At 38.3% G+C, this 21246-nt stretch carries 21 protein-coding genes and 6 pseudogenes; 4 read left to right on the forward strand and 23 right to left on the reverse strand.

The window, feature by feature from the left end; genetic code table 11:
- Window positions 1-118: 118 nt before the first annotated feature.
- The 7 genes from ACIQCE_RS00960 to ku all read right to left on the reverse strand — a co-directional run bounded on the left by ACIQCE_RS00960 (window position 119) and on the right by ku (window position 6222).
- Window positions 119-835, reverse strand: a complete 717-nt coding sequence (locus ACIQCE_RS00960) for a LutC/YkgG family protein (RefSeq protein ID WP_400493231.1) — start codon at window positions 833-835, stop codon at window positions 119-121.
- Window positions 835-2256 carry a LutB/LldF family L-lactate oxidation iron-sulfur protein gene (locus ACIQCE_RS00965; protein ID WP_400493232.1) on the reverse strand — a complete coding sequence of 474 codons (1422 nt, stop codon included), beginning with the start codon at window positions 2254-2256 and terminating at the stop codon, window positions 835-837. Before ACIQCE_RS00965 ends, ACIQCE_RS00960 begins: the two co-directional genes overlap by 1 nt.
- Before the next feature lie 22 nt (window positions 2257-2278).
- Window positions 2279-2995, reverse strand: coding sequence for a (Fe-S)-binding protein (locus tag ACIQCE_RS00970; RefSeq protein ID WP_400493233.1), 717 nt, complete (start codon window positions 2993-2995; stop codon window positions 2279-2281).
- 191 nt (window positions 2996-3186) lie between these two features.
- A complete protein-coding gene (locus tag ACIQCE_RS00975) occupies window positions 3187-4038 on the reverse strand; it encodes an SDR family oxidoreductase (protein ID WP_400493234.1) in 852 nt (283 codons plus the stop codon).
- A gap of 115 nt (window positions 4039-4153) precedes the next feature.
- Complete coding sequence (locus tag ACIQCE_RS00980) at window positions 4154-4366, reverse strand: Rrf2 family transcriptional regulator (RefSeq protein ID WP_400493235.1); 213 nt, start codon at window positions 4364-4366, stop codon at window positions 4154-4156.
- Window positions 4367-4534: 168 nt separating this feature from the next.
- Window positions 4535-5005 carry a VOC family protein gene (locus ACIQCE_RS00985; protein WP_400493236.1) on the reverse strand — a complete coding sequence of 157 codons (471 nt, stop codon included), beginning with the start codon at window positions 5003-5005 and terminating at the stop codon, window positions 4535-4537.
- Between the two features lie 380 nt (window positions 5006-5385).
- Window positions 5386-6222: a non-homologous end joining protein Ku gene (gene ku, locus ACIQCE_RS00990; RefSeq protein WP_400493237.1), complete on the reverse strand. Its 837-nt coding sequence runs from the start codon at window positions 6220-6222 to the stop codon at window positions 5386-5388.
- A gap of 114 nt (window positions 6223-6336) precedes the next feature.
- On the opposite strand from ku, the pseudogene ACIQCE_RS00995 reads away from it, so the two are divergent.
- Both ACIQCE_RS00995 and ACIQCE_RS01000 read left to right on the forward strand, forming a co-directional pair.
- Window positions 6337-8201 (forward strand): annotated as a pseudogene (locus tag ACIQCE_RS00995) (DNA ligase D).
- Window positions 8202-8226: 25 nt separating this feature from the next.
- Window positions 8227-8922: a YoaK family protein gene (locus ACIQCE_RS01000; RefSeq protein WP_400493238.1), complete on the forward strand. Its 696-nt coding sequence runs from the start codon at window positions 8227-8229 to the stop codon at window positions 8920-8922.
- 37 nt (window positions 8923-8959) lie between these two features.
- Here ACIQCE_RS01000 and ACIQCE_RS01005 read toward each other — a convergent pair whose 3' ends face one another.
- From ACIQCE_RS01005 to ACIQCE_RS01020, 4 genes and pseudogenes are all read right to left on the reverse strand, one after another.
- Window positions 8960-9196, reverse strand: coding sequence for a hypothetical protein (locus ACIQCE_RS01005; RefSeq protein WP_400493239.1), 237 nt, complete (start codon window positions 9194-9196; stop codon window positions 8960-8962).
- A gap of 464 nt (window positions 9197-9660) precedes the next feature.
- Window positions 9661-10773, reverse strand: coding sequence for a tetratricopeptide repeat protein (locus ACIQCE_RS01010; RefSeq protein WP_400493240.1), 1113 nt, complete (start codon window positions 10771-10773; stop codon window positions 9661-9663).
- Window positions 10774-11249: 476 nt separating this feature from the next.
- Window positions 11250-12174: pseudogene (locus tag ACIQCE_RS01015) on the reverse strand (T7SS effector LXG polymorphic toxin); the annotation flags it as partial.
- A pseudogene (locus ACIQCE_RS01020) lies at window positions 12168-12835 on the reverse strand (SMI1/KNR4 family protein); the annotation flags it as partial. The pseudogenes ACIQCE_RS01015 and ACIQCE_RS01020, both read right to left, overlap by 7 nt.
- A 79-nt stretch (window positions 12836-12914) precedes the next feature.
- On the opposite strand from ACIQCE_RS01020, the gene ACIQCE_RS01025 reads away from it, so the two are divergent.
- Window positions 12915-13094, forward strand: a complete 180-nt coding sequence (locus ACIQCE_RS01025; protein ID WP_400493241.1) for a hypothetical protein — start codon at window positions 12915-12917, stop codon at window positions 13092-13094.
- A 181-nt stretch (window positions 13095-13275) separates the two neighbouring features.
- On the opposite strand, the gene ACIQCE_RS01030 is transcribed toward ACIQCE_RS01025, so the two are convergent.
- From ACIQCE_RS01030 to ACIQCE_RS01085, 12 genes and pseudogenes are all read right to left on the reverse strand, one after another.
- Window positions 13276-14379: a response regulator aspartate phosphatase gene (locus ACIQCE_RS01030; RefSeq protein ID WP_400493242.1), complete on the reverse strand. Its 1104-nt coding sequence runs from the start codon at window positions 14377-14379 to the stop codon at window positions 13276-13278.
- A gap of 101 nt (window positions 14380-14480) precedes the next feature.
- Window positions 14481-14825: a DUF1878 domain-containing protein gene (locus tag ACIQCE_RS01035; protein ID WP_400493243.1), complete on the reverse strand. Its 345-nt coding sequence runs from the start codon at window positions 14823-14825 to the stop codon at window positions 14481-14483.
- 257 nt (window positions 14826-15082) lie between these two features.
- Window positions 15083-15514: a hypothetical protein gene (locus ACIQCE_RS01040; RefSeq protein WP_400493244.1), complete on the reverse strand. Its 432-nt coding sequence runs from the start codon at window positions 15512-15514 to the stop codon at window positions 15083-15085.
- Between the two features lie 250 nt (window positions 15515-15764).
- Window positions 15765-16040, reverse strand: a complete 276-nt coding sequence (locus ACIQCE_RS01045; protein ID WP_400493245.1) for a structural protein — start codon at window positions 16038-16040, stop codon at window positions 15765-15767.
- A gap of 104 nt (window positions 16041-16144) precedes the next feature.
- On the reverse strand, window positions 16145-16585 hold the full coding sequence (locus ACIQCE_RS01050) for a rhs-associated protein (RefSeq protein ID WP_400493246.1): 441 nt from the start codon (window positions 16583-16585) through the stop codon (window positions 16145-16147).
- A 284-nt stretch (window positions 16586-16869) separates the two neighbouring features.
- Window positions 16870-18078: pseudogene (locus ACIQCE_RS01055) on the reverse strand (ribonuclease YeeF family protein); the annotation flags it as partial.
- 641 nt (window positions 18079-18719) lie between these two features.
- The gene (locus tag ACIQCE_RS01060; protein ID WP_400493247.1) at window positions 18720-19025 is read right to left on the reverse strand and encodes an ArpU family phage packaging/lysis transcriptional regulator; all 306 of its coding nucleotides are present in this window, start codon (window positions 19023-19025) and stop codon (window positions 18720-18722) included.
- 31 nt (window positions 19026-19056) lie between these two features.
- Window positions 19057-19236, reverse strand: coding sequence for a hypothetical protein (locus tag ACIQCE_RS01065; RefSeq protein ID WP_400493248.1), 180 nt, complete (start codon window positions 19234-19236; stop codon window positions 19057-19059).
- 130 nt (window positions 19237-19366) lie between these two features.
- Window positions 19367-19555, reverse strand: a complete 189-nt coding sequence (locus ACIQCE_RS01070) for an ImmA/IrrE family metallo-endopeptidase (protein WP_400493815.1) — start codon at window positions 19553-19555, stop codon at window positions 19367-19369.
- A 145-nt stretch (window positions 19556-19700) separates the two neighbouring features.
- Window positions 19701-20165: a helix-turn-helix domain-containing protein gene (locus tag ACIQCE_RS01075; protein WP_400493249.1), complete on the reverse strand. Its 465-nt coding sequence runs from the start codon at window positions 20163-20165 to the stop codon at window positions 19701-19703.
- 83 nt (window positions 20166-20248) lie between these two features.
- Window positions 20249-20494: a DUF5986 family protein gene (locus ACIQCE_RS01080; RefSeq protein WP_400493250.1), complete on the reverse strand. Its 246-nt coding sequence runs from the start codon at window positions 20492-20494 to the stop codon at window positions 20249-20251.
- A gap of 65 nt (window positions 20495-20559) precedes the next feature.
- Window positions 20560-20898, reverse strand: a pseudogene (locus ACIQCE_RS01085) (hypothetical protein); the annotation flags it as partial.
- A 1-nt stretch (window position 20899) separates the two neighbouring features.
- Between ACIQCE_RS01085 and ACIQCE_RS01090 the strand changes: the two are divergent.
- Window positions 20900-21199: pseudogene (locus ACIQCE_RS01090) on the forward strand (tyrosine-type recombinase/integrase); the annotation flags it as partial.
- Window positions 21200-21246: the final 47 nt, after the last annotated feature.

Raw genomic sequence — 21246 nt, forward strand, 5'->3', positions numbered from 1 at the left:
AGCAGTTGATGAGGTTCCCCATCTTGTATGTCGTCATCTTACTATGTAGATGAGCAAGCCGGCAAGATGCTTTTTTCAAATCTTACAAGTCAAAAAGAGCTTTCATTACGAAAATCATTTATTCATCATCTATTAACAAATAGATTGCCCGAACTGGACCATGTACGCCCACCACTAAATTCATTTCAATATCAGCAGAATTACTCGGACCTGATATAAAATGAATCGCACCTTTTGTCTTTTCACCCTTTTCTACTGAATGATGAAAAGCCGAAACTGCTTGAATCATTCTAGGTACAATTGTACTTTTCTCTATACACACGATATAAATCAAAGGTAAAAAGTGTAGCGCTCTACCCTGACCTTCATGCGATTGAAGTACGACTGTTCCTGATTCTGCAAGCGTATAATCACTAAACACTACCCCATACCTTGCTTTTTCAGCATGTGCTATATTTTCATTTCGGGATAGATCTGCCCCCCATCTAGAAACTTCGATTCCTTCTTCTTTCAATTCTTTGAATACTGAGGTTAATCCATATTGATCAAATCGCCTGTCCTGCGAGGTTATCACAGCACCCTTTCCATACTCTTCCATAATGGATAGAAGTACATATGGGGCTTTCTCCACTGTTGTATCAATGACTCTTGTGTGAATGTGTTTACATTGCGCTTTCAATTGATCGACCATTTCTTCTTTGGATGCATGTTGGTTTGTATACCAATTGATCTGATGCTTCCATTTTGGACGTTCAAGCGCTTCAGACTGATTTCTCCCTAGTTGATGCTGAATGTGAGCTAAAAAAGAATCCCGACGAGAAATGATTCCTTTCATCACCGCTCCCCCTTTTGTTTCTTTTTAAACCAATCTCTAAATCTTTCTTTACTCGGAGCTGGGAACTCGCGAATATCTGTCCAATTCTTTAAAGGACCCTTTCCTTTTGAAAATTGGCCATTTGATGCCATTCGATTCATTACCACCCGGGCTACTTTTGTTCCAAAATGATACATCTGCGGAGTCGATGCCCCCAGTCCAAACATTTTCATCGCCATCATTTCCGCCTTAGGGGCTCTGCCCTCTTTTTCAACAATCACTTGTCTATGCTTGATGAGCAGTTCGTGTAGTGGAATTTTAACTGGACAAGCGTCCGTACAAGCGGCACACAAGCTTGATGCAAAAGGAAGTTCTTGATAATCATCATATCCGCCAAGAAGTGGTGACAGTACAGCACCAATCGGACCAGGATAAATAGACCCGTATGAATGTCCGCCAACATGCCGGTAAACAGGGCACACATTAATGCATGCTGCACACCGAATACATTGCAGAACAGACTGAAAAGCTGTACCTAAAATATCTGATCTCCCGTTATCGACAATAACCAAATGGAATTCTTCAGGTCCATCGATTTCTCCTTCTCCTCTTGGTCCAACAACAGAAATATAGCTGGTTAATTTTTGACCAACTGCACTTCGACACAAAAGACCAACGAGCACATCAAGTTCCTCCATCGATGGAACGAGCCGCTCCATTCCCATAACAGCAATGTGTGTCTTCGGTATAGCGGTGACAAGGTCTGCATTTCCTTCGTTTGTCACAAGACAAATCGAGCCCGTGTTGGCAACAGCAAAGTTGCAACCGGTGACTCCAATATCTGCTTCAAGGAATGATTTTCTTAATAAGGTTCTCACAAAACGGGTCATGTCTTCAGGGGTTTCTGACATTTCATATCCAAGCTTTTCATGAAATACATCACGTATTTGTTCTTTCGTCATATGTAATGCAGGGGCCACGATATGTGAGGGCGGCTCATGGTCATCTACTTGCAGTATATATTCACCAAGATCACTTTCAAGGACCTCACACCCAAGCGCTTCAAGTGCTTGATTCATTTCGATTTCTTCTGTAACCATTGATTTTGATTTAACGATCTTTTTTGCTGCTTTTTTTTGCGCAACATCTTGAATGTATGCAGATGCCTCTTCCTTCGTTTTGGCAAAAAAAACATGCCCTCCACGCTCGCTCACTTTTTCACTTAATTGGTATAAATATTGATCGAGATGTGCTAGCGTATGCTGCCTGATTTCCTCGCCAAGTTCACGCCACATCTCCCAGTTGCCAAGCTCTTCGCTGGCTGTCATTCGCCTTGCATAAAGACGCTCCTGTGCCGAGGAAACCGCTCCTCTCATAACCACATCATCTATTCCTTCTCCGATTCGTTCTTTAAAGCCTTTCTCCCCTATCTTCATACTCATGTGCCGTTCCCCCTCTTTGCTATCAGCGACTGTTTAATACTTCTGCAATATGCATCACCTTTATTTGTTTCTTAAGGCGGGCCATTCTTCCGCCAATATTAAGCAGACATCCACAGTCAGCGCCAATCAAATACTCCGCTTCTGTCTCCTCTATGCTTTGTACTTTTTCATCTACCATTTGCTTAGAAATCGGCTTCATTTTCACTGAAAATGTCCCCCCAAATCCGCAACAATTCTCTGCGCGGGGCAGTGGTTCCATGATCAAGTCTTTGACATTTGATAATAGTGTAAAAGGTGCATCCTTAACTCTAAGAAGCCTTGTCATATGACAGGATGTATGATAGGTTGCTTTCCCTTTTAGACTGGCTCCTACATCTGTTACGTTTAAGATATTAACAATGAATTCTGTTAATTCATAAGTTTTTGCAACAAGTGCCTCAGCCTGCCGCGACCATATAGGATCTTCCTTTAGAAGCTGAGGATACTCTAGAAACATCGCCTTGCACGAGCCTGATGGAGTCACAACATATTCTGCTGATTCAAATGCTTTGATCATGTTTTTCGCTGCTTTGATTGCTTCTTTTGCGTAACCGCTGTTAAACGCTGGTTGCCCGCAACAAACTTGTGCTTCTGGAAAATCCACCTCAACACCTAGACGCTCTAACACTTCAACTGTCGACTTCCCAACATTTGGTTGTATTGTGTCAATTAAACAGGTCACAAATAAACTGACTTTCATCGGCAAACTTCCCTTCTTTTGCTTCACTTGAATAAAAACAGGTCATCTGACGACTTCGAACGGTTAACCTAATATATTCATTTTAATCCTCATATTCAGATATTTCAATGAAACTATTTGTAAAAACTAGGAAATATGGTTTTGCTGCTTCATTAAAAATGCGCCCTGTTTAGAAGGGCGCTTTCGGTTCATTAATTTGAAATCATTTGACGTATACCTTCCTCAACAGGTGTTAAAGAACGACCGAGTAACTCTTTAAAATCATGGCTTTCAATAGCCAATGCACCACCGCGAATGCCGTTTTGAATCTCTTTGACAAATGGAACCGCTTCTTTTGGAACACCACTTGATGCTAAAAATTCTCCAAATGTCTCTACATCTACCTGCTCAACTTTTATCTTTTGACCACTTACTTGACTAACGATATGTGCAAGTTCAGTGTGTGTACGAAGTGGTCCTGACAATTCATATATTTCCTTGTCATGTGCCGGAAGTGTTAACGCATTTGCAGCCGCTTCTGCGTAGTCATTTCTTGTGGCCCAGCCGACCTTTCCTTCTCCAATAGGTGATAAAAAAGGAGCACCGTTTAAAGAGGCTTGGATGGTATCTGCCTCATTTTCTAAATACCAGTTGTTTCTTAAAAACACATGTGGAATGCCAGAGGCCAAAATAGCTTCTTCTGTTTTTGCATGATCATGTGCAAGGACAAGCTTACTTTCTCTTGCATTCACAACACTTGTATAAGCAATAAACTTAACATTGGCTGCTTTCGCCGCATTAACGGCTGCTGTATGCTGCTTCACTCGGTCTCCGTCAGCAGTTGAAATCAACAAGAGACGATCAATTCCTTGAAACGCTGATTCAAGGGTTTCTGGCTGAGTAAAATCTCCCTTACGAACATCCACACCAGCTTTTTTTAGATGTGCTGCTTTTTGCGGATCACGAACACTGACCGCAATTTGTTCAGCTGGTACTTTTGTCAGCAAATGTTTGACGACGAGCGATCCAAGTTGTCCTGTTGCACCTGTCACTAATAATTTCATCTGTTTGACCTCCTCATTTTGTCAATAAACGATGATTTTTTGATGAAACAACGAAGAACAAATATATGACTGCTAGGCTCCTACCAATTATGACCATATTGATTACAACGAGAGGTTAAGCTTCTTGAAGTTCATGGCGAATTCTCGTATTCATCACTTGACCAATGGAACAAACAATGACTCGATTATGAAAGTGCAATAACTGGTCATTCTCTATCACATCCACAGCTTGATACACATCTAAAAGCGTTATATCTTCTGCCGGCCGCATGAAATAAGCGCCGCCTACTCTGCCCCGAATCTCAAGAAGTCCTGCCCGTTTGAGCATAGCCATCATCTAACGAACAATGACCGGATTTGAATTGATGCTCTCTTCAATAAAATCACCCGTACACTCTTTTGGAACAAATATGAACAGCAATGGTATACCTTCTCCGCATTTATTTCATCCAAATCACCACCGTTGTAATCAATGTAGTTACAATGAAGCGGATTGTCAAGCAAAAAACGGATTCTTCTTTTTCTCCCAATCCTCATACGTCATCATCTGATCATCATCTGCAGTATCAAGTCCAATTGGCGCAATACACTCCAAAAGGTTTCCATCAAGATCACAAAAGTAAATGGCTGCATGGAATTGAGGCGGATTATCAAGTACTAAAGGCTGCTGTTCTTTCGTATAGCCAAACATCGGATGAATGTTTATCCCTTTTTGCATGAGCCATGCTTTGATCTGTTTGATGCTGGAAGTTTCTATTTGAAAGGCAACATGACGAGTCGATGGATGATAAGGAATAGCTGTGACATCTGCCTTCCAAAGACCAAGCCAACTTTTCCCCTTTTCAATCCATAAAAACGCCACTCGTTCATTTTCATAAGCAAGCGTCAGTTCTAATTTTTCATAAAATGCAATTGAAGCCTTTAAATCACTTACCGGCAAATGTGCTTCATACAATCCTTTGATCATCAAGATCACTCCTTTTCTCTCTTCTATATTGCAGGAGATCAAGAGAAAATACCTCAACAAAACGATGTATTTTATTCCATCCATTTGAAGGTGTTCAAATATAGAAAGGAGCGATATGTAAATACCTTGTACCAAAGATTATACTAGAGACGCTCTACTAGACCTCATGGCCCATGCGCCGCAATTATAGCTGGGCGGTTCAGGCAGAGAAAACGAAACAAGCAAGTAGGGTCAAAGAGACAAAACAGGCTAGAATGACAGAGCAAAAACATTTCGTCAAAAAAAGACATCCGTTGTCGGACATAGAGGAGATGGGACGATTGAAGACTCAAGACGGATCAAAGTAAAAAATAAGACCACCCTCTGAGCGGTCTTTTCCCTTATGCCTTCTTTTCTTTTTTCGCTGGTGTTTTTCTTTTCTTAGGTGCTGCTCTTTTCGGTGTTGATCGATCAATAGACGCCTGAAGAGCCGCCATCAAGTCGGTCACATTTGACGTATCTTTTTTACTAGTGGTTTTTGGCTGAACCGTATGCTCACCAGATATTTTGTCACCAATCAGGTTCATCAGCTGTTCCCTATACTCATCTTGATAAGCGGCAGGATCAAATGTTGTGGTCAGTTGATCTATTAAAAGAAGCGCTGTATCTAACTCCTTCTCCACGATATTTTCCTCTTGCGGGATGTTTGGTACATCTGACACTTGTCTAATCTCGTCAGGGAAATGAATCGTTTCCATTAGCAAAATGTGCTCATAGCACCTAACGACCGCTAATTGTTCCTTAGAGCGAATCACGATTTTGGCAACACCGATTTTCCCGGACTCTTGCAGTGCTTTTCTCAGTAATGAATAGGCCTTCGCCCCGCCTGTATCTGGCGATAAAAAATAACTTCTTTCATAATATATAGGGTCAATTTCTTCTAATTTGACAAAATCAATAATTTTGACGGCTTTTTCTTCGTTTTCTTTCCTCAACTTCTCTAATTCTTCCTCATCCAATTCAATAAATTTATTCTTGGCATACTCGTATGCTTTCACAATTTGATCTGGAGCTACCTCTTCCCCGCAATTGGCACAAACCTTTTTATAATTAATGGGCGTATGGCACTCTTTATGCAGTTGTCTTAATTTAATATCTTTGTTCTCTGTAGCGGTAAACAGCTTAACCGGAATATTGACCAAACCAAAGCTAATACCGCCTTTCCATACTGTATGCATACTGTCGCCTCCGTTCTTTTATCCTTACTATGTAATCTTTTCGCAAGACTTATGTATGATTATGAAAAATACTTCTCACTCTAAGAACATATGACGGAGGAAGTGATGGACAAAATGAAACCTATGCGATTAACGTCTACAAACGACATTCCCTTAGGGAAAGACTGGTTGTATGAATTCAAGTATGATGGATTTCGGGCAATGCTCATTTGGGAGAAAGGCGAAGTTCGTCTTGAGAGTAGACAAGGGAAACCATTAAATGAACAATTCCCTGAGATCATTGACCAGTGTAAGCAATTAAATGATATCATCACTCCTTTTTTACCGATTACTCTAGACGGAGAATTGGTCTATTTGCTGAGTGAATACGAAAGCGATTTTACAAAGGTTCAGCAAAGAGGAAAGCTAAAAAACAAAGAGGGCATTCACATGCAATCAGAACGTTTTCCATGTCATTTGATTGTGTTTGATGTATTGAAGCGGCAAGGAAAATCCATTATTGATTTACCACTTATTCAAAGAAAAAAAATGTTACAACAATTGTTCCATGACGTTCATCTTCCTCCATCTGTTCAACTAGATCACCCTTCACTTCTTCAGATCGTCCAAACCGATCGCAATCCAGTATATATGAAAGAGCTCATGCTTACGTACTTAGCAGAAGGAATAGTTGCAAAAAAAATGAATAGCAAATGGAAAGAAAATACACGCTCAAAAGATTGGCTCAAAATCAAAAATTGGCGATACGTTTCCGTTATCGTGACACAGTTCAATCAAGATAATGGCTATTTTCAAGGGTCTATTTATCAAGTTACTGATCTCTTAGAGGTCGTACAATTTAAGCATGGCTTGTCTAAGGAGGAAGAACAAACACTACGTACTCTTTTTCAAACAAAGGGTCGCCTTGTACGTGCATCGCAATACGAAATCCCGCCATCTATATGTGTGAGTATTGCTTGTATATCCTTTGACGGAACAAAGTTAAGAGAACCTCGTTTTTCTTCGTTCTTACTAGATACCGATCCATCAGAGTGTACATTTGAGCAAATGCAAAAGCAACTATACCCACTTCCAGTCAAGATTGATGTCACTCATCCAGAGAAACCAATTGTTCCGGCACTATATATCAACAAAGCGGATTACTTACTTTATTTGAGACAAGTTGCTCCTTACCTATTGCCTTTTTTACGTGAAAGACGGCTTACCTTAATTCGGTTCCCTCATGGTGTGGGAGGTGAATCTTTTTATCAAAAATCGACACCCGACTATGCACCCGACTTTGTTATAACAGATCAGGTTCAAGATATCTCTTATACTATCTGTAATGATCCAAACACTTTACTTTGGCTCGGCAATCAGCTTGCGATGGAGTTCCATATCCCTTTTGAAACAAGGGACACAGATCGTCCTACAGAAATTGTATTTGATTTAGACCCACCATCTGTCAAAGAGTTTCACCTAGCAATAGAAGCAGCCCAACGAATCAAAGCACTTCTTGATGACCTGTCGCTCACATCTTTTGTCAAAACAAGTGGCGGGAAAGGACTTCAACTCTATATTCCTTTAAAAAAAGATGCGTTTACATATGAAGAAACAAGAGTATTTACATCTTTTATATGTCAATTCCTTTGTGAACAAGCACCTGAGCTTTTTACACTGGAACGCCTAAAGAAAAAGCGAGGGAATCGATTGTATTTGGATTATCTTCAGCACGATAAAGGGAAAACAATGATTGCTCCATATTCCCCTAGAGGAAATGAGCAGGGGCTTGTTGCGGCACCTCTCGAATGGGAGGAACTAAAAAACGAAAATCTTCATCCGTCTATGTTCACCATGCCTGTTATCATAGAACGATTGAAGCAAATAGGTGATCCATTTCGACATATGAGACACCGCGTCAATGACGATACGTTTAGACAAGTATTACATCAGCTTCAAGACATCTTACCGCCCACATGATGGACCTTGGTTGTCACTAAGTGTTAAACTTCTTGAAAGAAAGGGGTGACCATTTTGACCGCACATTCATTTCGAAACATAGCACTCATCTTACTATGCCTTTCTTCAGGAATTGTGGATGTGATTGGCTACTTAAGCCTAGGACATGTTTTTACAGCGAATATGACCGGTAATATTGTGCTGCTTGGCATTGCAGCAGGAAGCTCCTTGCAGTTAACAGCTCTTCATTCAATTACGGCTCTAAGTGGATTTGTTTTAGGTGTTGTACTATCCGTTTTCATTGGTGGAAAATATAAGAAGGTATTTTGGCCGCAAGCTGTCACACGCATCTTAATCATTGAAGTACTGATTTTATTTCTATTTGCATTCATGACCATGTTCCCTTATATACAGGGAGCTTACTTTATGCTGATCATCCTGCTTAGTATGGCAATGGGCATGCAGACCACTGCCGCCCGCAAATTAAATGTGGCCGGCATCTCAACAACTGTTCTGACCAGTACACTCGCTAACCTGTTTGAAAATTTGGCACAGCGATTGTCAGATCGAGAAAAAAGGCGAGCACTAGGTGAACATGTGAGTTTAATGCAAATTGGTTCTATAGTCTTTTACTGCTTAGGGGCTGCCTTCGCTGCATTTACTGATACATATGATCCATTTGAGATTATTTGGCTGCCTATTGGTATACTCAGTGTGATTGTTATAACAGCCACATTAAAACGCTTTAGTCAATTGAAATAGCCTATCACTGAAAGGCTATTTCAATCATTGGTTTTAATCATTGAAAGGGTCTCACATAAAATCCAGGAGGACTGTCCATGATGAACGTAGAACCGTACGGATATCCCGAAAATGGACCAAATCCGCCATACCCAGGGTAACCACCTAAACTAGAGAACCCAGCAGGACTAACATAATAGCCACCAAAGCCAATATGGGTGCCTGTCGATCCGATATGCGGTGCTCCTCCGCTAAAACCGGCACCGTGAAACCCTCCATATGCCCGTTGATACACACAATCACCTACCTTCTAACCGAACTCTATTTCATCATATGCGGCACAAATGGAGCGGTGTTCCCTGTTTTTCATTGTACCTTCCATGAACAATGTCCCAACATCATATCATTTGAATGAAAAGTCCTGCAAAAAACTAAATTAAGCAAATAAAGGTGACCTTTTTAACTTGTGGTACCGCCCTATTTTTATTTAGAATAATGGAGCAGGTAACAAATTTGCACACCCCCTTTGTTGCAAATTCTTCTTATTAAACGTTCTTGCAACGTTTAATAAGAAGAGCCTACTAATACAAAAAACCCTTGCTGACGATTCGATTCATCAACAAGGGCGATATTCAGATAGTTTATTACCCGCCAATAATTTTTTCAGCTACATCAAATGAAAATACGGCATTCTCTGCTAGAACTGACGCAGCAATTGCTAAACCCACAACTAGTAATACTTTTAATCCTGTTTTCATCTTAAATCATCCCCATTCTTTTCATATTTAAATCCGCTTCTAAACTTTTATTCAAGTAAAACACAGATTGCTTATAAAGATTTTGCTTTTCGCAATATTTTGCAACAAATTGTGAGAGCTCTTTCACTTCATGATATTCATTCTTCTCTTCTAACTTTCTTAATTTGTCATCAATTTGCTGAAATCTTTGTGGAGCATTCGTTAAATATAGATCATGTACAATGCCTATTTTTAGTTGAAACACTTCATGAGAAGCATCTTTGATTCTAGCATAAGCGGCTTCTATATATTGGTATGCACGCTGTTTTTCACCAATGACACAGAGTTGCCTGCTGATCAGATACGTAGAATGGAAAAAGAAATCTGAATCATAATACTCTTGATGAGATAATGCTTTTTCAAGATGACATATAGACTCTTTCGGCCTGTTCCAAAATGAATATAAGATGGCAACATTATGATGATGCTGAGCCATCATAAAGTCATCCTGCTCATTCATAAGAATATTTTCAGCAAGACGATAATTCTCAAGCGCCTCTTCATACCTTCCGATCTCTGTTAAATTTGCTGCGATCAGAGAATAAGAGAGTGCTGTTCTTCTTTCATAATGCTTGTGACGTTTATAGATTTGAAGGGCTCTGCGGATATAACTTAATGAGAGCATAATATGACTTAGGCGATAGTAAAGCCATGCCACCTTAAAATCAAAATCAGCACGTTCAATTTCACTTGGTATTTTATCTAGCAGCTTTTCTGCACTTTGATACATTTGTAATGCAACCTCATAGTTCCCCTGATGTTGCTCATATACACCCTCATAAAAGTCGAAATAGTAGGCTAAGCGATTGGACAAATCATCATCCTTATTTTGATAATGCCCTTCTATACTTTTTGGCGAAACATCACCCTTTTGCCCTCTCAAATTGTACATGAGAATGTGGTGTCTCTTCTCAAGCAAGGAATAGTACATGAGTATATCAGCATCATCGATTTCCTCTACTGCTTTTTTTGCTTTTGCAAATAACCTTTCAGCCTCGTCTGCATGATCTTTTTTGATTTCCATGTTCCAGTCATTTAATAATGATGCTAATTCCACAACAGGAACTTTGTTCATTCTACACCCCCAATCACCTTCAGATCAACATTGCCATCATTTAACTATATATGGAACTTCTATTAGCAATTGCTAATTTGTCCATTTGACATCATTTTAATATGAATGCCTTAATTCTTCAATAACAGTTTTTCTTTGAAAATGCGTTTCTTTCTCTTTGTCAATGATGCTAGTGTAAAGGCGCTGTATTGTTTAACCCATAAAGTAGTGAACGATCATGTTCTTATTTCAGTTGTTTCTATTTAAGATGGTCACATGCTGCATTTCTAATTGGCTAAGAAAATAGCCATATCAGCTTTTTCAAAGTCATATACAAATATCATTCAGTCCCATATACACACTATATGAAGGAACATGGGACGTCTATCCTAATCGTTTCATGAGCTAAACTTTTTCATATAATATGATCGAGACACAGTAGCTCTAGGATGAAGCAGATTGTACAACGTTTTGGCGAAAATAATCAAGCAACCAAAGCCTTTTTGCGAGGTTTTTAGGACGTCAAAAGATTTTTGTGACGTTTTGTAAATGTCAACTGCCCTGATTGCGGCTGTGGTGCTTGGTTGGTTTTGTAATCGCTTTTCCGCCTTTGAAAATGCGCCCTGCCCAGCCGACGATTGGGATGTAGCCTGCTGCTGCCATTCCGCCTGCCGCGACTCGCTGTCCTGCGGTGAGCTGCTTGCCTGTCACAGGATCAAAACCTGTTGCGGCTCGTTTGGCGTCGTTCACTCCGGTCAGTTCATTCAGAAGCATACCACCATCATCAAGTGCTTTTTCATACCAAGGACGGTTCGCCAATGCTTCTTGTTCTTTCGCAATCTTGCGGGCTTCTTCTTGTTCTTTTTTGATTTTGAGATATTCAGAAGTTTGCTTCTCAATATCGCTTTTTGCCTTGTAGATTTCACTATTTTGATACGCTTTCTTATCAAAATTCATCGGTGAAATGGTTTTTCCGTCATTTGTCGCATTCATCATTTCGGCGTACAATGCCATTGTAGCCTGCTCTTCAGTCTCTGACAAAGCATATTCATCTTTTAGATGTTGGTCTAATTCGTTTAAATCTTTTACGGTCTTTTTCCGTTCGTCTTCGGCATCCGTTATCTTTTCATCAAAGATTTAATCATCAAACACATCAAGAGAGATGAGATCATCTATGTCCTGAAAAATGGTTGCCAGTGCCTTCTTTTGATCAGATACAATACTTTTGGCGTTTTTTAACCCCATCTCTACCTGATTTTCTAGAAAGTGTTCATCAATAAAAGTATCACCGCCAAGATTGGCATCTTCAAGTGTACCCGCAACACCTTCGTGGAAGGCTTTTTGTTTATCTATAAAGCTAGTAAGCATGTCCACATTTCCAGCTAGTTCCTGATAAAAACTTTTAATATTGTCGGCACCTTTTCAGCTTTTGTTTTTTCAATGTGATATTGCATCTTTTTAAAAAACCATTCAATTTCGTTCAAATCAACCATCGGGTAATATTGAATTTTATACAGATTATCTTCATCAAGGACGTCCAATTCAAATATGGCTTCAAGTTCTTCTTTACTTAAATGATCTTCAGAAAGCTCATATTCAGCCTTTGCTGCTTCCTCATCAACAGCGTACTCAGCTGTATAAAGCCCCTCAATGAATTCATCAAAGGAATCTGCTAACTTAAAGTCTTCTTCCATCTCAACATCAAAATAATGAATTGCAGGATTCTCTTTCGTTTTTCGATAATCCATCGCTACCCAAGTATGGCCATCCCCCCCCCGTTAATCAAAACAAGCCCTTCTGGCAGCTCCCACTCTTTTATCAAATAGGCACTATCCATAATCCCTTCATCTTCAGCAATTCCCAGCAGGTGATTAAATTGAATGTGATCCTCAGCCCATGAATTAGAGTGAGTCGTTGGAAAAGCATTATGAACGGTATAACCACCATTCTGTTCCAAAATGAGCTTTTTATATGTATCTGGTAAAGTGACTCCAAGTTTCTTTTCAGCCTTAGATATTACTGCTTCGTTGATCTTTTTTAACGTATAGTAACCTTCCTCGTCTATTTCCCAAAAAGATTTCAAAGTTTTTTCCTCCTAGTGTCATTTTAAAAAAATCACTTACGAACATATATTCTAACGAACTGTTTTTGGTGGTGATTGTATGTCTGATCTCGAAAGAAAGATCTATAGAATTATTTATAATATAAGCCGCTTCCGTAAGAATCCAACAATGGATGACCTTAAAAGGAAGACGGGTAAGGATGGAGCATCTATAAGAAAAGCCGTCAATAATCTAATGTCTCGAAAAGAGCTTCCTTGGGATAAGGAGAAGAAGGAATAGCGGTTCAAATAAAAAAGAAGCCCCAAAAAGGGCTTTTTCTTTTATTAATAGTCTACTTCTCCTAATGCTTAACCGAAGTATCCGTCTTCTGCGGTTTGAAAATCATTCGAGGAATTTATCTGTACAGTAGTTGTGATACCCATTAATAAGGTAAGGCTCAAGATTATTACTTTCAGTTGCTTCATTCAATTTCCTCCATCCATGACAATTTTTTGGCTTGTGATTCCAAACCTTCATCAAAGTATTTTGATGCCAGCTTGTGATTATCCTGCTTTTTATAAAATCTTGCTGCCATAATTGACAATTCTGCGGCATCTTTCCAAAGTTTTTGATTTTTCAGTACATTTAGAGCTGCATCTAGTTGAGCTTCATCACCTGTTATATAAATTGAATGTATGATGTTTAACTTAGCAATATACGCATTGTCAGATAATTCATTCGCTAACATGAGTGACTCATTGTATGACTCCAGCCCTTCAGCTTTTTTATCTAACTGGAAGAGTGCACGTGCTAACATGTAATTTGTTCGCATATACAGTGTTTTGTGTGGCTTTTTCAACTCAACCGACAAGACATTCTGTAAACATTCTAAAGCTTGCTGAAGCTTTCCTTGGCGCTCATAACATATCCCAAGATTGAAATACCCTAGCGCTTGTGGCAAATCAATGTTAGATTCTGCTGCTAAATTGATAGCATCCTTAAAGGTGGATTCAGCTTGTTCAAATTGGTTTAAATCCATCTTATTTGATGCGATTACCATTAGAGTAATCGCTACCCGACTCTCTTGTAAATCTGCTGATTTAAAGCTTTCTAAAGCTTTTTTGGCATGGTTAATGGAGAAATGATTTTGTGCGATTTTGTAGTACGCAATCGCAAGGTGATAGTTAAATTCAGCACGTTCTAATTCGTCAGGAACATTTCTAAGGCGGGTCTCTGCGATATGATAATAGTTGATAGCGTCTGAAAATCGATTTTTATAGAACTCATACATGCCATTGAAGAAGAAATAATAATACTGAATCATGTCATCCGTTTTCTGCTTCTCTTCAATGTCTATTTGCTTCAATAAAGCTTTTGATCCCTCAAACTCCTGCACCATCATTTTGTATCTGGAATCAATCAAGTTAAAGTATAATAAGACATTTTGATCTTCTTCCATATTTTCAAAGGCTTTTACGATCTCTTTTCTCTTATTTTCAGCCTTTAATATGTCCTGTTTCTTGATATATCCGTACCAATCACCGATCATCATAGCAACAAATGGGCTTGCTACTTTTTCTCCCAAACAAACCTCCCCCTATCCATTCCTTTATTTTCCCTATAATTACATATATTATCATCTATTTAAATATTCCACACCGAAAAGAAACCGCAAAAAATCCTCTCTTAATCAAGAGAGGCTTCTAATTCTTCAAGAAGAAATTCGCATACTTTAGGTTGAATATGTTGTCTCTTCAAACTTAGTAAAAGGTATTTAGAATTAATGCTGTCAGAAAAGATTTTTTCTTTTAGTAATTCAAATTCCTTTATACTTGGTTTTTCATCTTTTATTAAGTCTGCCGGCGAGATTGAAAAGTTCTCATATAATTGTTTATCTTCATCACTAACATGTTGAAAATATTCATTTGAATTTTGATCAGTGTCATCCGTTAGTCTATGCGAAAATACATTTAATACTTTACAAACCATCTTCACTTGTTTTTCATCAAGATTGTGATCCAATGCATACATAAAAAAAGGATGCTCTTCGAAGGGGTGTCTTCGCTGTATTCTCCCGTAGCGGCATTCATGACTCGGGGATCACCGTATTCCTTAAAGAAAACTTTTTTAGTGTTGACCTGCTGCTGCGTCGATAGTGGATGTTATTTGTTTATCTTTCACCATAAATCTCTAATCTGTTCTTAAGAACATTATAAATTAGCCTAAACATTTATCCACACAGTCCGCCAGTTAACTTAATTATGTATCTCTCATCATTCTCAACATGCTTATGTGGTTATTTTATTTTTTGATTCTTTCATTAATTCAGAATTAACTTGCTGTTTCACCTCATCATAGTACTCTATGCACTCTTCCAATAAAACCAAGATCACATATAACTTGCCAACGAATTTCTTATGTCTTTTATAAGAAAAATACCAAAAAATAATTAAAAACAAAAAAAGCACAAAAGAAATTGATAACGCATATCGAATTACAGGAGTAAAATCAGCTAGAGAATTGAACAACTCGTCAAAATTAATCTCTTTAACATCTTTACTGTCCAAATATTTACCAAAGATGCTACTCATAAATGACATTAAGCTTGATACCATTGCCATTCCTGCTGACATCATAACAAGTATTATTGAAAAAGGTTGACTGAATAAAGTTTGAGTATCTTTCTCTATACTTATTGAAGCATCAATTCTTTTTAACAACCTGTTTAACTGATCTTTATCATGCTCTAAGATAATTGTTTTTTGTAACTCAACATCGTCGTCGAAAGTAGTGTTGTAAATTTTACCATATCGGCGTTCTAAATAACTTTTAACATATTTAGCTTCTCCAAGTTTCCTATCGACGTGCCATTTGAATAATTTTATCCTTCGCAAATTTTGTCGAACGAAAAACGAAATTATAATAGTTGAGGAAATTACAATATTAGCCGCCCGAGGCGGCAGCAGCTACTTATTTAACGTAAAATTCAGATGTGTAAAACTTACCAACAGTTTCAACATGGTTTCCATTCTTGTCATATCGCTCTACATCAATCTTGAATCGATACGTATCTTTTTTGTTACCAAGCGACTCCTTGATACTGAATTCATCAAACAGTTTTTCGCCTGGGTTAAGCGGGTTAGGTGAATTCGTCTTGATTGTGACCCATTTCCCTTCTACTTTTCGTTGAGGAATAAGGTTTGGCCCACAAATGTAATCATTGTGATTCTGAATCGCAACAACCACAACCTTGTCCTTTCCTCAAAAAACCTTGAAAGGCACAAAGCCAATCAAGTTTTTTTTACTTCCTACTATAAATCTTTTATTTTTACTATACGTGACACTTGAAATTATTTCTTGTTTAAACTAAAACCGAAATCCAAATAGTTTTCATAAGAAATGCACATACACCAATCACCTTCTAATGATATAAAGTAGTGGTGCTGTGGGACATCTAAAAAATAGACTAGTAACTCTTCTATATGCTTTAATTCAAACTGGTACCCAAACTCTGTAAGATTATCCCCTATGTAAATTACTTGTAAGTTATTATCTAAATATTTTTCTTTTAATTCAGTTATAAATAGAAGAGCATCAGGAAGTAACGATTCATTATTTGAGTTCATACTATAATGATTTTTAGTTTGTAACCAATCTATTTTCGAACCATCAAATTCAAATTTTTGTTCTAATAAATCTAAATAAATTTCTGGATCTTTATTTACTTTGACACAATTAAGAAGGTCTTTTAATTCCAAATCCTTTATTAGATCTTCATCATAAGTATTCAATAAAATTAACCCCTTTATCTGAAATGTTTTTGTATTTTTTTCACTGTTTTTTCGGATGCATCAAATTCAAAATGCGGTCCCTTTTCTTTCCCAGCCCAAACGTTAATATGAGCACCACTCCTACTATCATGCTCGATTCGGAAACCTATTTTACCGTCCTCAGTTTGTCTACCTATAGGTTTATTTCTAGTGTATCCAAACTTTCCAAAGGTTTGTTTTTCAGATTTAAAGCCTCTTTCCTCCAACCAAGCCAGTGCTTCATTTCTAGATTGCTCGTATGACTTGTTTTTATTTGTAGCCTTAACCCCTATTTTACCGTGAATCCCTTTCGCCCCAATCGGCAAAAGCATTCCTAGCGCCGCATTCATACTCGCTTGCTGCTGTTCCTTCGAGATCTTATTCCCAAACATGTCTCTACCTGTAATTGCTTCGCTGAAGCCGTTTGTGGCAATGAGACCATATAACCCTTTTTGAGATGTTTTTAAGGCGTCAAAGGATTTTTGCGATGTCTTGTAAATGTCGACTGCTCGTACTGCGGCTGATGTGGCTTGGGTGGTTTTATAGACAGCCTTTCCGCCTTTGAAAATGCGCCCTGCCCAACCGACAATAGGAATGTAGCCGGCTGCTGCCATGCCACCTGCCGCGACTCGTTGGCCTGCGGTAAGCTCTTCGCCTGTAATTGGATCGACGCCTGTAGCTGCACGTTTTGCATCGTTCACTCCGGTCAACTCATTGACAATGTTTCCCCCATAATCGAGGGCTTTTTCATACCAAGGACGGTTGGCGAGCGCTTCTTGTTCCTTTGCAATCTCGCGGGCTTCTTCTTGTTCTTTTTTGATTTTGAGATATTCAGCAGTTTGCTTCTCAATATCGCTTTTTGCCTTATAGATTTCACTATCTTGAAATGCTTTTTTGTCAAAATTCATAGGCGAAATGGATTTCCCGTCATTCGTGGCATTCATCATTTCTGCATACAATGCCATTGTAGCCTTCTCCTCAGTCTCTGACAAAGAATATTCATCTTTTAAATTTTGATCAAGTTCTATTAAATCTTTAACCGTTTTCTTTCGCTAGTCTTCCGCATCTTCTATTTTTTCATCAAAGGTTTGGCTATCAAATACCTCTAGAGAAATAAGGTCATCAATATCTTCAAAAATGGTTTTGAGCGCATTTTTTTGATCCTTCACAATGCTTTTGGCGTTTTTGATGCCCATATGTACTGCATTGTCTAAAAAGTGTTCTTCTACAAAGGTGTCTCCACCAAAGCTCGTATCATCAAGCGTACCGGATACACCCTCATGAAAGGCTATTTGCTTATCAATGAAACTGATAAACATGTCCACATTTCCGGAGAGCTCTTTGTAGAAACTTTTAATGTTATCGGCTCCTTTTCCAGTGAAATCATCACCAAGGTTTGCCACGCCTTGTAGAGCCTTTTTTAAATCAACCATTTGTTCGCGGAGTTCCCGATAGTGTTTTGCCCTTTCGTCCATTGCACTTGTAAGTGCTTTTGCATCAAGTATCTTCCCCAGAAGAAGTCACTCCCTCATATTCATTGACAAGGTCAATTTTACCAATACGAAGTTTGCCATTAAATAGGAATAAAGATACAAAAACAGTATCTATTGTGCTCGATGATCAGCGATCTTGTTTCTCCATTTCCGACATTTATTCAATCTCTTTCAACCTCTCAATTAAGATGAACTGCATAGTAAAAACTATATTTTATTCACTTCCACTTTAGCCCTTACATATATTTGAATGCTCAATATGATATGTATAACTACATTTTTTAAAGGAAGCGTTATGATGAAAAATAAATATTACTGTTGTCGCTGCGGGAAATGTTTTGAATATTGTTACTGTATAAAAACCATCATCGTTCCTGGAAGACGTGGGCGTCTGGGACGAACTGGTCGTATCGGAGATCCTGGTGCAACCGGACCGACTGGTGTTACTGGTCCTACTGGAGATACCGGGCCCACCGGGGCTACTGGCATTACTGGAGATATCGGACCCACCGGGGCTACTGGTCCTACTGGAGATACCGGGCCCACCGGGGCTACTGGCATTACTGGAGATACCGGGCCTACTGGGGTGACTGGTCCTACAGGGGCTACTGGGGTGACTGGCGCTACGGGAGCCACAGGGCCGACTGGCGCTCTTTGACGATTCGTGAAGTAAGGTACTTCATGCGAATAATGTCTTGTTCAATTTCGTCTAGGCTGTACTCTAGTGCTCTTTCTATCTGACGCACCTTTAGTACATTAAAAATTTCTTGGTTTCTAAGAGAAGCAAAAAGACCTGTTGCACCGTGTGCCTCTTGCTCCTTTAGGTTTTCTACTTTTACTTTCAAGGCTTTATACAATTTCAACTCTTGGATCAAAGCAATGCGGACTTGTTTTTTATCAATTTCTGAAAACATACTTAGTTGCTTCATCTAAGAGGTCACGCTCCCTAAATAAAAGAAATTAGTCACTATCTTTGCTTGGCTTTAAGCTAATAATTAGAGTACTTTGTTGACTGGGAGTGAGTGTACCTTCTTTTAATCCTAAAAGTATCTCTATTTCTTTCCTATCCAATGTTAGATGATTTTCAGATATTCCTTTTACTATTTCATCTTCAGTTAATACACCATTTGCTAAAATCATATCAATAGCTTTCTGAAGCAGGATTGGATTTGGTACCTTTATAATGTTATCTAATGGTTCTATTCTTCTCCAACCTTTTTAGTTACTGCCTCATCAGATATTGATATTGATTGTACGAAAGAGCATTTAACTATTGAAACTTTCCACTTTTTTTCAGCTCTACATAATAATCTAATTTATTAGGGTAAATTAAATCATTAAGAAAAGACTGTTTAGGCAACAAAAATTCAGCTGCAAATTGATTAGCTTCTTGTTCAATTTGTTTAAACTCTTCTCTAGACATTAAATCTAAATCACATTGCCAATCATGGAGTAGTATGTGGCCAAGTTCATGGGCAGCATCAAATTGCCTTCTACTAACTGATTTTTTTCATTCCCCAAAACAATAAAATAATACAATTTCCCATCAGATCTTTGACTTTGACTAAAAGCGTCAATTTTCTCTTCATTTGTAGCAAAAGATGTTACAACAAAGCCATTCTTCTCCAGCAACCTAACCATATTGGGTATAGGCTCAAGTCCAAGACTCCAATAATCTCTAAGTTCAAGAGTAAGACCTTCAATCTCAGAATTATTTGTTGTGACTGGGAGATTAAGCTCTGGAAGTATCGAAAGATATAAGAAAGTATTTTTGTTTTTTCTATTTGAGCAGCATGTTCTTTTTTATTTGTCGTTGTCATCGATCTAAAGTAAATATTACCAATAGATATATTATTTTCATCCTGCTCATAAAAATAGTCCCTTAGAAATCCTAGACAATGAATAATATGCATGAGTGTTTCTAAACTAGGCATATTTTTATTATTCTCATATTGAGATATAGCCTGTTTAGAAACACCAGCTTTCTCGGCTAGTCCAGCGATAGTAAGACCTCTATAGACTCTCGCTGATTTAAGCTTATTTCCATTGAATTGTTTTAAGTTATTCATATATACACTCCACTAATGAGAAGTCTAAATCTTAAGTATCTGAATCCTTCTCGTTTTCTGTTTTTCTTAGTTGTATGTCGTTTTCACCAGTATCTTTTTCTACATTTTCTCTGAGAGTTAAATATATCTTCTTCCTCAGTATCAACAGCGACTTCTGTCTCTCTATTTGTAAGATCATAATCTGCAGGAATAAATTCATTCCAACTTTCTTCATACGCAATCCCTAATGAAGGTGTTAAGATTAGAGCTGAAAAATCAACGATTTCATTCTTTTCATTTTTGAAGGTAAGAAGAACATATCTTTTTACTTCACCTAGTATGTGTTTCAATAAATCTTCAAGAACCCCATTAACCTCTTTATTCCACGCTTTACTGTCCATATCAAATATGTCAATTTTTTGTAAATAACCTCTGAAGCTTTCTCAACTTTTTCTAAAGACTCTTTATATCCATCAATCAGCGTTCTTTGACACATATCAACTGCGGCATCAACAATGTCTCCTAGTATAACTCCCAGGATGCATGCACGAACTCGACGTACACCTTGGTTTGCAACCAGTTCATAGATATCTCTTGGATCATTATGCTTCGTAATGGCGCCTTTTGCTTTTCGTTCATGCTTTACCGTAAATATTTTGGTCTGGCGGGTGTTGGTTTCAAGATCCCATGCATAAGCCATTACAGAAGATTCTCCAGCTTTTTGTTCGAGTTCCATGGTTCCGTAATCAATGTTTTATCTACATGACTTGAATTTAGTATTTTCACGTAAAGATGGTTCTCCCCTACCGAAATCATCTTTATTCAATGCATTTGAACGTATACTTAAACAAGCAGGCCTACCCAAAATGCCTATCCATGCCCTTCGACACACCTACACCGTCTTACTTTTAGAATCTGGGGCATCTATGAAATATGTTCAAGAGGGCCACAAAAGCATTAGAGTAACATCTGATATTTATTCTCATATCAGCAAAAAAATTGACCTGGATTCAATGAATAAATATGAAGAGTATATCTCCAAGATAATGGAGTGATTTTTTTATCATTTTTTTGTGGGTGAATTGTGGGTGGCGGCTTCTTC

Origin of the sequence: Bacillus sp. NPDC093026, assembly GCF_044754665.1 — a bacterium.
Classification (GTDB): Bacteria; Bacillota; Bacilli; order Bacillales; family Bacillaceae; genus Bacillus; species Bacillus maqinnsis.

Bases quoted from the DNA above. Each gene is read 5' to 3' on its own strand.
- ACIQCE_RS01010 (WP_400493240.1), bottom strand. From the start codon at position 10,773: ATGAACAAAGTTCCTGTTGTGGAATTAGCATCATTATTAAATGACTGG.
- ACIQCE_RS00965 (WP_400493232.1), bottom strand. From the start codon at position 2,256: ATGAGTATGAAGATAGGGGAGAAAGGCTTTAAAGAACGAATCGGAGAA.
- ACIQCE_RS01025 (WP_400493241.1), top strand. From the start codon at position 12,915: ATGTCTGATCTCGAAAGAAAGATCTATAGAATTATTTATAATATAAGC.
- ACIQCE_RS00985 (WP_400493236.1), bottom strand. From the start codon at position 5,005: ATGATCAAAGGATTGTATGAAGCACATTTGCCGGTAAGTGATTTAAAG.
- ACIQCE_RS00970 (WP_400493233.1), bottom strand. From the start codon at position 2,995: ATGAAAGTCAGTTTATTTGTGACCTGTTTAATTGACACAATACAACCA.
- ACIQCE_RS00975 (WP_400493234.1), bottom strand. From the start codon at position 4,038: ATGAAATTATTAGTGACAGGTGCAACAGGACAACTTGGATCGCTCGTC.
- ACIQCE_RS01035 (WP_400493243.1), bottom strand. From the start codon at position 14,825: ATGTATGCATTGGATCACAATCTTGATGAAAAACAAGTGAAGATGGTT.
- ACIQCE_RS00960 (WP_400493231.1), bottom strand. From the start codon at position 835: ATGAAAGGAATCATTTCTCGTCGGGATTCTTTTTTAGCTCACATTCAG.
- ACIQCE_RS01065 (WP_400493248.1), bottom strand. From the start codon at position 19,236: ATGATTTTAGCAAATGGTGTATTAACTGAAGATGAAATAGTAAAAGGA.
- ACIQCE_RS01060 (WP_400493247.1), bottom strand. From the start codon at position 19,025: ATGAAGCAACTAAGTATGTTTTCAGAAATTGATAAAAAACAAGTCCGC.
- ku (WP_400493237.1), bottom strand. From the start codon at position 6,222: ATGCATACAGTATGGAAAGGCGGTATTAGCTTTGGTTTGGTCAATATT.
- ACIQCE_RS00980 (WP_400493235.1), bottom strand. From the start codon at position 4,366: ATGCTCAAACGGGCAGGACTTCTTGAGATTCGGGGCAGAGTAGGCGGC.
- ACIQCE_RS01075 (WP_400493249.1), bottom strand. From the start codon at position 20,165: ATGAATAACTTAAAACAATTCAATGGAAATAAGCTTAAATCAGCGAGA.